The 13,062-nt window shown below is 66.2% G+C and carries 12 protein-coding genes; 9 read left to right on the top strand and 3 right to left on the bottom strand.

The features are described 5' to 3' along the window. Positions 1-12 precede the first annotated feature (12 nt). From gspD to G7079_RS12390, 3 genes are read left to right on the top strand one after another with little or no spacing between them, the layout of a single operon-like run. On the top strand, positions 13-2,178 hold the full coding sequence (gene gspD / locus G7079_RS12400) for a type II secretion system secretin GspD (RefSeq protein ID WP_166057604.1): 2,166 nt from the start codon (positions 13-15) through the stop codon (positions 2,176-2,178). Continuing rightward, positions 2,175-3,029 carry a glycosyltransferase gene (locus G7079_RS12395; protein ID WP_240906186.1) on the top strand — a complete coding sequence of 285 codons (855 nt, stop codon included), beginning with the start codon at positions 2,175-2,177 and terminating at the stop codon, positions 3,027-3,029. Before gspD ends, G7079_RS12395 begins: the two co-directional genes overlap by 4 nt. Further along, on the top strand, positions 3,026-3,865 hold the full coding sequence (locus G7079_RS12390; RefSeq protein ID WP_166057603.1) for a glycosyltransferase family 2 protein: 840 nt from the start codon (positions 3,026-3,028) through the stop codon (positions 3,863-3,865). Before G7079_RS12395 ends, G7079_RS12390 begins: the two co-directional genes overlap by 4 nt. Here G7079_RS12390 and pyrF read toward each other — a convergent pair. The 3 genes from pyrF to G7079_RS12375 form a co-directional block, all read right to left on the bottom strand. Beyond that, positions 3,856-4,671 (bottom strand): orotidine-5'-phosphate decarboxylase, encoded by an 816-nt coding sequence (pyrF, locus tag G7079_RS12385; protein ID WP_166057602.1) that lies wholly within the window; start codon positions 4,669-4,671, stop codon positions 3,856-3,858. The two genes, G7079_RS12390 and pyrF, sit on opposite strands and share 10 nt — an antisense overlap. A 56-nt stretch (positions 4,672-4,727) precedes the next feature. After that, positions 4,728-6,392, bottom strand: a complete 1,665-nt coding sequence (gene ettA / locus G7079_RS12380) for an energy-dependent translational throttle protein EttA (protein ID WP_166057601.1) — start codon at positions 6,390-6,392, stop codon at positions 4,728-4,730. A 67-nt stretch (positions 6,393-6,459) separates the two neighbouring features. After that, the gene (locus G7079_RS12375; protein WP_166057600.1) at positions 6,460-7,461 is read right to left on the bottom strand and encodes a putative sulfate exporter family transporter; all 1,002 of its coding nucleotides are present in this window, start codon (positions 7,459-7,461) and stop codon (positions 6,460-6,462) included. Positions 7,462-7,562: 101 nt separating this feature from the next. Between G7079_RS12375 and G7079_RS12370 the strand changes: the two genes are divergently transcribed. From G7079_RS12370 to ribB, 6 genes are read left to right on the top strand one after another with little or no spacing between them, the layout of a single operon-like run. Beyond that, positions 7,563-8,450, top strand: coding sequence for a LysR family transcriptional regulator (locus G7079_RS12370; RefSeq protein ID WP_166057599.1), 888 nt, complete (start codon positions 7,563-7,565; stop codon positions 8,448-8,450). A gap of 26 nt (positions 8,451-8,476) precedes the next feature. Next, on the top strand, positions 8,477-9,733 hold the full coding sequence (gene glyA, locus G7079_RS12365) for a serine hydroxymethyltransferase (RefSeq protein ID WP_166057598.1): 1,257 nt from the start codon (positions 8,477-8,479) through the stop codon (positions 9,731-9,733). Positions 9,734-9,740: 7 nt separating this feature from the next. Beyond that, positions 9,741-10,262 (top strand): transcriptional regulator NrdR, encoded by a 522-nt coding sequence (gene nrdR / locus G7079_RS12360; protein WP_166057597.1) that lies wholly within the window; start codon positions 9,741-9,743, stop codon positions 10,260-10,262. Continuing rightward, positions 10,259-11,350 carry a bifunctional diaminohydroxyphosphoribosylaminopyrimidine deaminase/5-amino-6-(5-phosphoribosylamino)uracil reductase RibD gene (gene ribD, locus G7079_RS12355; protein ID WP_166057596.1) on the top strand — a complete coding sequence of 364 codons (1,092 nt, stop codon included), beginning with the start codon at positions 10,259-10,261 and terminating at the stop codon, positions 11,348-11,350. Before nrdR ends, ribD begins: the two co-directional genes overlap by 4 nt. Next, complete coding sequence (locus G7079_RS12350) at positions 11,350-11,952, top strand: riboflavin synthase (RefSeq protein WP_166057595.1); 603 nt, start codon at positions 11,350-11,352, stop codon at positions 11,950-11,952. Before ribD ends, G7079_RS12350 begins: the two co-directional genes overlap by 1 nt. Further along, the gene (gene ribB / locus G7079_RS12345; RefSeq protein ID WP_166057594.1) at positions 11,949-13,052 is read left to right on the top strand and encodes a 3,4-dihydroxy-2-butanone-4-phosphate synthase; all 1,104 of its coding nucleotides are present in this window, start codon (positions 11,949-11,951) and stop codon (positions 13,050-13,052) included. Before G7079_RS12350 ends, ribB begins: the two co-directional genes overlap by 4 nt. The last annotated feature ends 10 nt before the right edge of the window (positions 13,053-13,062 follow it).

Raw genomic sequence — 13,062 nt, 5'->3', positions numbered from 1 at the left:
GAGTTGTCGCGAATGAACGTCCGTCCTTTCCTTGCCACCGTCATGCTGAGCCTGCTGGCCGCTTGCGCCAGCATGCCGCCGCCGCAGATGCAACGCGCCGAACGCCTGCCGAGCGAACAGCCCGGCAGCGTCCGCAGCCAGGCCCTGCCCGAAACGATGGGCAACGATGGTCCGCGTCCGATCATCCGCCGCGGTGCCGGCACGCCGATCAACCAGGCCGCCGCCAGCGCGCCCCCGCCGTCCCTGTCCAGCAGCGGCCAAGCCAGCTTCAATTTCGAAGGCGAGTCCTTGCCAGCAGTGGTCAAGGCGATCCTGGGCGACATGCTGGGCCAGAGTTACAGCATCGCGCCGGGCGTGCAGGGCGTGGTGACCATCGCTACCCAGAAGCCGGTCGGTGCCGCCGGCGCGCTCAACCTGCTGGAAGGCGTGCTGGCGCAGAACAACGCACGCATGGTCTACAGCGATGGCCGCTACAACATCGTCCCCGCCGACCAGGCCCTGACCAGCGGCGTGGTGCCGCGTACCGGTTCGCCGGCGCTGGCGCGCGGGTTCGAATCGCGGGTGGTGCCGCTGCGCTACGTCTCCGCCGCCGAGATGGAGAAAATCCTCAAGCCGTATGCCAAGCAGGGCTCGATCGTCAGCGTGGATGGTGCGCGCAACATCATCACCGTGGCCGGTACCCGCGCCGAACTCGAGAACTACCTGCGCACGATCCAGATCTTCGACGTGGACTGGATGGCGAGCATGTCGGTGGGCGTGTTCCCGTTGCAGTCCGGCCGCGCCAGTTCGGTGGTGCAGGATCTGGAGCGCGTGTTCGGCGAACAAAGCAAGACGCCGGTCGCTGGCATGTTCCGCTTCATGGCACTGGATTCCGCGAACGCAGTGATGGTGATCGCCAGCCAACCGAATTACCTGGACGACATCCGGCAGTGGATCGACCGCATCGAAGGCGGCACCGGCGACGGCCGTTTGTTCTCCTACGAATTGAAGTACATCAAGGCCCGCGACCTGGCGGATCGCCTGGCCGAAGTGTTCGGCAGCGGCAACCCACAAGGCAGCAGCCAGAACCAGCCGTCGCTGATGCCCGGGCTTGAGTCGACCGAAATCCGCGATTCCGGCGTCGACGACAAGGGCGGCACCTCGAGTGCCTCGGTCGGTTCCGGTTCCGGTTCCGGTTCCGGTTCCAGCGACGGTGCCAGCCTGCCCAACAGTCGCGGCGGCAATGGCCGCGTGAACCTGCGCGTGGACGGTGCCGAAGTCGGCGTGTCCGCGGTGGAAGACACCAATTCCCTGCTGGTGCGCGCAAGCCCGGCGGCGTGGAAATCGATTCGTGAAGTGATCGACCGCCTCGACGTGATGCCCTCGCAAGTGCATATCGAAGCGCAGGTGATCAGTGTGGCACTGAAAGGTGCGCTGCAGTACGGCGTCAGCTGGTTCTTCGATCACGCGATTCCGGAGCAAACCGACTTCCCGTACCCGACCGGCCGCAACAGCTGGGGCAGTTACGGCGGCGGCGTGGAAAACGTGACGGATTTCGGCAATGTGCTGACCTGGAGTTTCCTCGGCAACAACGCCGCCGCGATCATCCAGGCACTGGACAACGCCAGCGACGTGCGGGTGATGTCCTCGCCTTCGGTGTTCACCCAGAACAACAAGGAAGCCAGCCTCAACGCCGGGCAGCGCATTCCGATCAATTCGGTGAACTTCGATCCCACCAACAATGGCAATACCAACGGCACCTACAGCCAGGTGCAATACCTGGAAACCGGCATCATCCTGAAGGTGCGGCCGCGCATCACCCGCGATGGCATGGTGTTCCTCGACATCGTGCAGGAAGTGAGCAAGCCGACTGGCGTCGCCGACAGCAATGGCAATGTGCGCATCGACACCAACAAGGTCAAGACCAGCGCGATGGTACCCAGCGGCGAGACGATCATGCTGGCGGGCCTGATCACCGACAGCGCCAGCAAGACCTCCACCGGCATCCCCGGGTTGAGCCGGATCCCGGTGCTCGGCGGCTTGTTCGGCCAACAGGGCACCAGCAAGGAGCGTGACGAACTGGTGGTGCTGATCACGCCCACCGTGGTGCGCAGTCCACAGGAAGCCCGCGAACTCACCGACGAATACGGTCGCCGTTTCCGTGCGCTGGATCCGATCTACAACCCCAAGGCGAAGTGAGCCCGGCCGCGTCCGCGCTGCCGATCGTCCTGGTGCCGGTCGGCACCGATGAAGATGCGCTCGACGCCTGCCTGGCCGCGTTGGAGGCCGCCACGCCCGCCGGTACCCGCGTGTGGCTGGCGGATGATGCGCAGGCCGGGCCGCGTGGTCATGCGCTGATCCAGGGTTGGCTGAAAACCACCCGGCTGCAGGCCGCGCATACGCGGCGCGCATCGCCTATCGGCGAAGCCGCGCATCTGGATGAAGCCTTGCGCGCCTGCGGCGGTGCGGATGTCGCAATCCTGTCCGGTGATGCGCAACCCACGCACGGCTGGCTGCAGCAACTGTCGGCCTGCCTTGCCCGCGATGCCGCCATCGCCACTGCCACGCCATGGAGCAATGCCGGCGAAGCCGCCAGCTGGCCGCGCATCGGCGAGATCGTCGGCATCGACGAAGATCCAACTCGCCTCGCTCGCGCCTGCGCGCAACTGCCGGCACGGCACCCGGAGCTGCCGTCGGCGGTCGGCCATGCGGTGCTGATCCGCGGCAGTGCGCGCGTGCGTGCGGGCGGGCTGGATCCGTCCAGTTATCGTTCCTGGTACGCGGCGCTGATCGATTTTTCCCTGCGCATGTCCGGGCTTGGTTGGCGCAATGCCTTGTGCGAAACCGCCTTCGTCCTGCGCGATGCCGAAGGCTTGCCGTTCGATGGCGACATGGATCGGCTGTCCGTGCGCTGGCCGGCCTGGCATGCGTGCCTGGCGCAATTCCTGATGGACGATCCGCTGCATGCATTGCGCGCGCAACTCGGCGCGCGGCTGGCCGGGCTCGACCATGGCTCGCCGCAGCAGGATCTGTTCGTGGCAACGACATGATCGACGGCATCGCCGCCATCGTGGTCAGCTACGACAGCGCCGAGACGCTGGATGACTGCCTGTCGCGACTGCGCGCGGCCGAAGGCATCGCCGAGATCCGCGTGGTCGACAATGATTCGCGTGACGGCACGCTGGATATCGTGCAACGCCATGCCTTGGCCGACCCCCGCCTGCGTTTCATCGCCAATCCGGACAACCCCGGCTTCGCGGTGGCCTGCAACCAGGGCGCGATGGGCTCGCATGCGCCATGGCTGGCCTTCGTCAATCCGGACTGCCTGGTCGAACCCGATTCGTTGGCGCGGATGCGCGCGTACGCCGATGCATCCGTCATGGCACTGATTGGCGCGGACCTGGTCGATGACGGCGGCGTCCGCGATGACGCTGCGCGTCGCCATGATCCGGACTTCATGGCGATGCTGCGCGATCGCTCGCAGGCGCAGCTTGGAATCGAATTCGATGGCGCGGTGCCGGTGCAGTTCGTGGATGCGGTATCGGGCGCGCTGATGCTGATGCCGCGCGTCCTGTTCGCGCATGTCGGCGGTTTCGACGAAGGCTACCGCCTGCATGCGGAAGACCTGGATCTGTGCCGGCGCGTACGCGAAGCGGGCGCAACCGTCGCCTGCGCAAACGATGTGCGTGTGGTGCATGTGCGCGGCGTGTCGTCGCGGTCGCGACCGCTGTTCGTGGAGTGGCACAAGCACCGCGGCTTCTGGCGCTACTTCACGAAGTTCGAAGCGCCGTGCCGCGGCCTGTTCGCGCGTGCGGCCGTGTTCGCGATGATCTGGGGGCGGTTCCCGTTCGCGGTGCTGCGCGCGGCGATGCGCGCTCAGCGGTAGCGGTTGATCGTGTCGCGCAGTTCGCGTGCGGCACGTGTGGCGGCATCCGCGTAATCCGAGCCTTGCGAGGCATACAAAATCCCGCGCGAGGAATTGATCATCAGCCCGCTGCCGTCGGCGGTCTTGCCGTTGCGCACGGTGGCTTCCACATCGCCGCCCTGTGCGCCGATTCCGGGGATCAGCAGGGGCATGTCGCCGACGATCTCGCGGATCAGTTTCAGTTCTTCCGGGAAGGTGGCACCCACCACCAGCGCGCAGTTGCCATCGGCATTCCATTCGCTCGCGATGGTACGGGCGATGCGCTGGTACAAGGGTTCGCCATCGACCAGCAGCTCCTGGAAATCGCGCGCACCGGGGTTGGAGGTGTGGCAGAGGAACACGCAGCCACGGTCATTGCGCTGCAGGAACGGTGCGGCCGAATCGCGACCCATGTAGGGGTTGAGCGTCACTGCGTCGGCGCCGAAGCGGTCGAAGGCTTCCACCGCGTACTGCTCTGCAGTGCTGCCGATGTCGCCGCGCTTGGCGTCCAGGATCACCGGCACGTCCGGATGCGCGCTATTGATGTGCGCGATCAGCCGCTGCAGCTGCGCCTCGCCATCGTTGTGCGCGGCGAAGTAGGCGATCTGCGGCTTGAACGCGCAGGCGTATTCGGCGGTGGCATCGACGATGTCGCGGCAGAAACCAAACAACGCGTCCTCGTCATCGACGAAGGCATCCGGGAATTTCGCCGGGTCGGGATCCAATCCCACGCAGACCAGCGAATTCGATGCGTTCCAGCGTGCGCGCAGTTTTTCGGTGAAGCCCATGCCGATCTCCTCCTTGCCGATGCGGAAACGCCCACGTTGCCGTGGGCGTCCCGGATTTACTTGAGTGCCTTGAACCGCAACCGGTGCGGGCCGGCATCGTCGCCGAGGCGGCGCTTCTTGTCTTCCTCGTACTCGCGGTAGTTGCCTTGGAAGAACTCCACGTGGCTGTCGCCTTCGAAGGCGAGGATGTGCGTCGCGATGCGATCCAGGAACCAGCGGTCGTGCGAGATGACGAAGGTGTTGCCGGGGAATTCCAGCAACGCGTCTTCCAGCGCGCGCAGGGTTTCGATGTCCAGGTCGTTGGACGGTTCGTCCAGCAGCAGCACATTGCCGCCCTGCAGCAGGGTCTTGGCCATGTGCAGGCGGCCGCGCTCACCACCGGACAGCGAGCCCACCATCTTCTGTTGATCCTGCCCCTTGAAGTTGAAGCGGCCGATGTAGGCGCGCGACTGGATCTCGATGCCGTTGATGTTGAGGATGTCCAGGCCGCCGGAGATTTCCTGGAACACGTTGTGGTTGCCGGTCAGCGCATCGCGGCTCTGGTCCACGTAAGCCAGGTTCACGGTCGGGCCCATGTCGATGCTGCCGGTGTCCGGCTTTTCCTGCCCGGTGATCATGCGGAACAGGGTGGACTTGCCGGCGCCGTTGGGGCCGATGATGCCGACGATGGCACCCGGCGGCACGTTGAAGCTGAGGTCGTCGATCAGCAGGCGGTCGCCGAACTTCTTCGACACGTTCTTGAACTCGATGACCTTCTGCCCCAGGCGCTCGCCCGGCGGGATGAAGATTTCATTGGTCTCGTTGCGCTTCTGGTAATCGACGGCCTGCAGTTCCTCGATGCGCGCCAAACGCGCCTTGCCCTTGGAACGGCCGCCCTTGGCGTTCTGCCGCGCCCATTCCAGTTCCTTCTGGATCGCCTTCTGCCGCGCCTTTTCCTGGTTGTCTTCCTGCTTCAGGCGCTCGTCCTTCTGCATCAACCATTCGGTGTAGTTGCCCTTCCACGGGATGCCGCGGCCGCGGTCGAGTTCCAGGATCCACTCGGCGGCATTGTCGAGGAAGTAGCGATCGTGGGTGACCGCCACCACGGTGCCGGTGTAGCGGGCCAGGAACTGCTCCAGCCACTCGACGGATTCGGCGTCCAAGTGGTTGGTCGGTTCGTCGAGCAGCAGCATGTCCGGCTTCTGCAGCAGCAGGCGGCACAACGCCACGCGACGCTTCTCGCCACCGGACAGCTTGCCGATCACCGCATCCCACGGCGGCAGGCGCAGCGCATCGGCGGCGACTTCCAACTGATTTTCCAGCGTGTGCGCATCGCCGGCGGCGAGGATGGCTTCAAGCCGCTCCTGCTCCTTGGCCAGCGCGTCGAAATCGGCGCCGTCCTCGGCATAGGCGGCATAGACCTCGTCCAGCCGGGCCTGCGCCTGCAGCACTTCGCCCACGCCTTCCTCGACCGCCTGGCGTACGGTCTGCTCGGGATTCAGGCGCGGCTCCTGCTCCAGATAACCCACCTTGATGCCGGGTTGCGGGCGGGCTTCGCCCTCGAAGTCGGTATCCACGCCGGCCATGATCTTCAGCACGGTGGATTTGCCGGCGCCGTTCAGACCCAGCAGGCCGATCTTGGCGCCGGGGAAGAAGCTCAGCGAGATGTCCTTGATGATCTGCCGCTTGGGCGGGACCACCTTGGATACCCTGTTCATGGTGTAGATGTATTGCGAGGACATGGGCGCTCCGGGCGTACGGCGACGGCCTGCACCGGGCAGGGCCGCGAGAGAATTTCGGATCGCGAAATTATAGCGCCTGCATCGCCAGGCTTCCGAGCGCCACCGCCATCCACACGCCCAGCCCCAGCAGGATCGGGCGCGGGCCGGTGGCGCGCATGCGCCGCAAATCCGCCGATAAGCCAATTGCCGCCAATGCCAGCACTGTCGCCAACACGGCGGCGATATGCAGCTTGCCCTGCAGTGCGACCGGCACCAGTCCTGCAGTACGCAGTGCCGAGGCAGCGACGAACCACAGGATGAACCATGGCACGATGCCGCCAGCACGCAACGCCGGCGCACCCTCAGTCGTACGGCGACGCGCATGCCAGGCCACCACGGCCGCTAGCGCCAGGCACACCGGCACGATCATGGTGGCGCGCGCCAGTTTGACGATGACCGCGTAATCGCCGGCCTCGCGGCCATAGGCGTAGCCGGCGGCGACTACCGACGAGGTGTCGTTGATCGCGGTACCGGCCCACAGCCCGAACTGCGCGGCATCCATGCCCAGCAGGTGGCCAAGCGGCGGGAACAGCAGCACCGCGACCAGGTTGAACAGGAAGATGGTGGACATCGCGAAGGCGGTGTCGTGTTCGTCTGGGCACAGGATCGGAGTGACGGCAGCAATCGCCGAGCCGCCACAGATCGCGGTGCCCACGCCGACCAAGGCGGCCAGCTTCACCGGAATGCGCAGCGCACGGCCCAGCACCCACGCAGTGGCGAACGCCAGCGCCAGGGTGATCAGGGTGACCTGCAACGAGTCGCGGCCGACCTTGACCACCTCGCCCAGGTCCAGGCTGAAGCCGAGCAGGATGATCGAGGCCTGCAGCACGTACTTCCCGGCAAACCCGATCCCCGGCGCATAGCGCGCCGCCGGCGTCCACAACGCGCGCAGGCCGATGCCCAGCAGGATCGCCAGCACCGCGCCGCCCAGCAGCGGGAAGGCCTGTCCGCCCAGCCACGCCAGCAGCGCCGGCACGCAGGCCAGCAGCAGGCCGGGCAGGAGGAGCTGGGTGCGGTGTAGGACAGCCATGGCGGTGCAGATTCCGTTCGCGGTGGGCGACGGCAGAAGTCTGGGCGCCGGCTTCGATAAATAAAATTTGATTATCGTGATATGAGTTATAAGTATCAGTGATGATCAATATCAGCCCGCGCCAGCTGCAGGTGTTCGTGGAGACGGTCGATGCCGGCAGCCTGCGCGCCGCCGCCGAGCGCCTGTTCCTGACCCAGCCGGCGGCCAGCATGGCGCTGGCGGAGATGGAGCGGCTGCTGGGCGCGCCGGTGTTCGATCGCGTGCGCGGCCGATTGCGGCTGAACCCGCGCGGGCGCGAGCTGCTGCCGCTGGCGCGCGAGCTGCTGGAGCGTCATGCGGAGTTCGCCCAGGTGGCGGCAGGCGCGGCCGAGGTGATCGGCGGTGAGCTGCGGATCGGCACCAGCAATACCGTGGGCAATTACCGTGTCGGCGAGCTGCTGGGCGGGTTCGTGCGCGAGGCGCCACAGGTGGTGGTGCGTTTAAGAGTGGGCAATACCGACGACATCGCGGCGGCGCTGCTGGCGCACGAGCTCGATGTGGCCTGCGTCGAAGGCACCGTGCTGCACCCCGCGCTGGAGTCCTTGCCGTGGCGCGACGATGCGATGCTGCTGTGCGTACCGCCGACCCATCCGCTGGCACGGCGTCGCACGCTGACTGCTGCCGATCTGGCCGATGAAACTTGGGTAATCCGCGAACCGGGATCGGCCACCCGCGCCCTGACCGAGCAGGTACTGGGCCAGCTGCCGCCCGCGCGCAGCCGGCTGGAGCTGAGCCAGACCGAGGCCATCAAGCAGGCGGTGGTGGCAGGCCTCGGCATCGCCCTACTGCCTGAAGTGGCAGTGCGCAATGAACTGCAGGCTGACCAGCTGTGCGCGCTGCGCACCCCGTTCCTGCAGCCGTTCCTGCAACGCAAGCTGTGGTTGCTGCTGCACCGAGACCGCTACCGTAGCGCCCTGCTGGAAACTTTCCTGCGGGCTACAATCGCCTGATTTCCCGCCCCGCCGGAGTTCCAGGAATGTTCAGTCGCACAGACACGATCGCCGCTTTCGATCCCGAACTCGCACAGGCCATCGCTGGCGAGAACAAGCGCCAAGAGGATCATGTCGAGCTGATCGCCAGCGAGAACTACGCCAGCCCGCGGGTGATGGAAGCCCAGGGCAGTCAGCTCACCAACAAATATGCCGAGGGCTATCCGGGCAAGCGCTATTACGGCGGCTGCGAGTACGTGGACATCGCCGAGCAACTGGCCATCGACCGCGTCAAAGAACTGTTCGGTGCCGATTACGCCAATGTGCAGCCGCATTCCGGCAGCCAGGCCAACCAGGCGGTGTACTTCGCCCTGCTCAACCCGGGCGACACCATTCTCGGTATGTCGCTGGCGCATGGCGGCCACCTGACCCACGGCGCGAAGGTGAATGCGTCCGGCAAGTTGTTCAACGCCGTGCAGTACGGGGTGAACGATGCCGGCCTGATCGATTACGACGAGGTCGAGCGTCTCGCCCTGGAACACAAGCCGAAGATGGTCGTCGCCGGTTTCTCTGCATATTCGCAGGTGGTCGATTGGGCGCGGATGCGCGAGATCGCCGATAAGGTGGGCGCGTACTTGTTCGTGGACATGGCGCACGTGGCCGGGCTGGTCGCCGCCGGCGTGTACCCGAATCCGCTGCCGCATGCGCATGTGGTCACCAGCACCACCCACAAGACGCTGCGCGGTCCGCGTGGCGGGATCATCGTTGCGAAAGGTGCGGGCGAGGAAATCGAGAAGAAGCTGCAGAGCATCGTCTTCCCCGGCATTCAGGGCGGCCCGTTGATGCACGTGATCGCGGCCAAGGCGGTGGCCTTCAAGGAAGCGCTGGAGCCGGAATTCAAGGCCTATCAGCAGCAGGTGGTGAAGAACGCGCAGGCGATGGCGAAGACGATCATCGCGCGCGGCTACAAGATCGTCTCCGGCGGCACCGAAAACCACCTGATGCTGGTCGACATGATCGGCAAGGACGTGTCCGGAAAGCAGGCCGAGGAAGCGCTCGGCAAGGCGCATATCACCGTCAACAAGAACTCGGTGCCGAACGATCCGCGCAAGCCCTTCGTCACTTCCGGCCTGCGCATCGGCACGCCGGCGGTCACCACCCGTGGCTACAAGGAACCGGACTGCGTGGCGCTGGCCGAATGGATCTGCGACGTGCTGGACAACCCGAACGACGACAACGTGATCGCCGGCGTGCGCGAGAACGTGACCCTGCAGTGCCGGCAGTTCCCGGTGTATGGCGGATAAGTAGGACGTGCACTGCCTGTTCTGCCAGCATGCCGACACCCGCGTGATCGACTCGCGCGTCAGCGAAGACGGCGCGACGATCCGTCGCCGCCGCGAATGCGAGGCCTGTGGCGAACGCTTCAGCACGCTGGAAACCATCGAGCTGAAGCTGCCGGCGATCATCAAGTCGGATGGCCGCCGCGAGGGCTTCGACGCGCGCAAGCTGCGGGCCGGCTTCGACCGTGCGCTGCAGAAACGGCCGGTGTCGGAGGAGGACATCGAAGCGGCGGTGCGTGCCGTGGTGCACCAGCTGCGGATGACCACGGAGCGCGAACTGGATTCGCGCCGCGTCGGCGAATTCGTGATGGCGGAACTGCGCAAGCTCGACCACGTCGGCTACGTACGCTTCGCCTCGGTGTATCGCAGCTTCGAGGACGTCGCCGATTTCCGCGAGGAACTCGATCGCCTTGAACGCGACCTGCCGGGCGAAGGCCAGCTGTCGCTGCTCGGCGGCGAGGTCGTTTCCATCGACAAGAACAAGAAGAAATGAGTTTCAGCAGCACCGACCACATGATGATGGCGCGCGCGCTGCGCCTGGCCGAACGCGCGGCATTCACGACGCGGCCGAACCCGATGGTCGGTTGCGTGATCGCCCATGGCGATGAAGTCGTCGGCGAAGGCTGGCACCAGCGCAAGGGCGGCCCGCATGCGGAAGTGTTCGCGTTGCAGGCGGCCGGCGAGCGCGCGAAGGGCGCGACGGCCTACGTGACGTTGGAGCCTTGCGCGCATACCGGCAGCACCGGGCCGTGCGCGGATGCATTGATCGCCGCAGGCGTGAGCCGCGTGGTCGGCGCGATGCGCGATCCGTTCCCGCAGGTGGATGGTGCCGGTTTCGAGAAACTGCGCGCAGCCGGCATCGTCGTCGAAAGCGGATTGATGGAAGCGCAGGCGCGCGAATTGAACCGCGGCTTCCTGTCGCGCGTCGAGCGTGGCCGGCCGTGGTTGCGGGTCAAGCTGGCGATGAGCCTGGATGGCCGCACTGCGATGGCCTCCGGCGATTCCAAGTGGATCAGCGGTGAAGCCTCGCGTCGCGACGTGCACCAGTGGCGTGCGCGCAGCGGCGCGATCCTGACCGGTGCCGGTACCGTGCTTGCGGACGATCCGCAGCTGACGGTGCGCCTCGAGACCGACGAAGAATTCATGCCGCCGCTCCGCGTGGTGCTTGATCCGGGGCTGGCCACCGTCGCGCGTGGCCGCGTTCGCGAAGGCGATGCGCCCACGCTGTACCTGCACGCGCCTGACACGAAGCCGCCACGCGAGATGAGTGCCGAACACGTCGCGGTGCCAGTGCAGGGCGGCCGCTTCGACCTCGATGCCGTGCTGAAGCTGTTGGCGTCGCGCGGCATCAATGAAGTGCAGCTAGAAGCCGGGGCGACGCTGGCCGGCGCGTTCCTGTCCGCCGGACTGGTCGACGAACTGCTGCTCTACATCGCGCCGGTGCTGCTTGGTGAGCGCGCACGCCCGTTGTTCGATGGCCTGCATATCGACGCGATGACCGAACGCCTGCAACTGCGTGCGTTCGACAGCCGCCGCATCGGCGACGACCACCGCCTGCTGCTGCGCCCGATGGTGGGCTGATGTTCACGGGATTGATCGCCGGCGTAGGCCGGCTGGCCGCGCGCGAAATGCGTGGCGGCGATGCGCGCTTCACCATCGAGGTCGGCACGCTGCCGTTCGATGGCGTGCAACTCGGCGAGAGCATTTCCGTCAACGGTTGCTGCCTGACCGTGGTCGAGTTCGATGCCGCAAGCTTCGCCATCGATGCCTCCAATGAAACCCTGGCGTTGACCACGTTGGGCTCGTTGCAAATCGGTGCGCCGCTGAACCTCGAACGCGCGATGCTGCCGACTGATCGCTTGGGCGGGCATTTGGTCAGCGGCCATGTCGACGGCCTGGCCATCGCCGCGAAACGCTGGGACGATGCGCGCGCGGTGCGTTGGCGCTTCGAGGCACCGATGGCGCTGCTGCGTTACATCGCGCACAAGGGCTCGATCTGCGTGGACGGCGTCAGCCTCACGGTGAACGAAGTCGACGGCACCGGCTTCGAAGTCGCGTTGATCCCGCATACCGTCGAACACACCGCCTTCCACGCACTGCGTGAAGGCGACGCGGTCAATATCGAGGTCGACCTGCTGGCGCGTTACGTGGAGCGCCTGCTGGCGACGAAGGACAAGGCATGAGTTTCGCAAGCATTCCGGAATTGCTGGAAGAAATCCGCGCCGGCCGCATGGTCGTGGTGGTGGACGACGAAGACCGCGAGAACGAAGGCGACCTGATCATGGCCGCCGAGCTGGTGCGTCCGGCCGACATCAATTTCATGATCACGCATGCGCGCGGCCTGGTCTGCCTGTCGCTGACCCGCGAGCGCTGCGCGCAGCTTGGCCTGGCGCCGATGGTGCAGGCCAATACCGCGCAGTTCCAGACCAACTTCACGGTGAGCATCGAGGCCGCCGAAGGCGTGACCACCGGCATCAGCGCCTACGACCGTGCTCACACCATCCGCACCGCGGTGCGGCCGGATGCGAAGCCCTCCGATCTTAGCCAGCCCGGCCACATCTTCCCGCTGACCGCGCAAGCGGGCGGGGTGCTGACCCGCGCCGGGCATACCGAAGCCGCCAGCGACCTGCCGCTGCTGGCCGGGCTGGAGCCGGCCGGCGTGCTGGTGGAAATCATGAACGCCGATGGCAGCATGGCCCGCCGCCCGCAGCTGGAGGAATTCGCCCGCGAGCACGGGCTGAAGATGGGCTCTATCGCCGACCTGATCGCCCATCGGCTGGCCACCGAGCACACCGTCGAGCGCATCGACGAGCGCGAGATCGATACGGAATTCGGTGCGTTCCGCTTGCTGACCTACCGCGATCGCATCGCCCACGAACTGCATTTCGCGCTGGTGCGCGGCACCCCGGATAGCGACACGCCGACCTTGGTGCGGGTGCAGGTGGAGAACCCGCTGAGCGACCTGCTGCACTGGCGTCGCGACGATTTCGGCGTGGCCGCCACCGATGCGCTGCGCGCGATCGCCGCCGAGGATCGCGGGGTGATGGTGGTGCTGTCCGAGCCGCGCAACGCCGAGGCCCTGCTGGCGCGCCTGCGCAAGCAACCCATCGCCAGTGCCAACAGCAAGGATGTCGGCCAGTGGCGGCGCAACGGCGCGGGCGCACAGATCCTGGCCGATCTGGGCTTGGGCAAGCTGCGGGTGTTGGGCACCCCGCGTCGGCAGGTCGGTTTGGCCGGCTATGGCTTGGAGGTCGTGGAGTACGTGCCGCAGCCTTGCCCCTGAGGCGCGGTAA

This window comes from Thermomonas sp. HDW16 (assembly GCF_011302915.1).
Classification (GTDB): Bacteria; Pseudomonadota; Gammaproteobacteria; order Xanthomonadales; family Xanthomonadaceae; genus Thermomonas.
The sequence above is the reverse complement of the archived record's forward strand: the minus strand, read 5'-3'. Positions and strand labels throughout refer to the sequence as shown.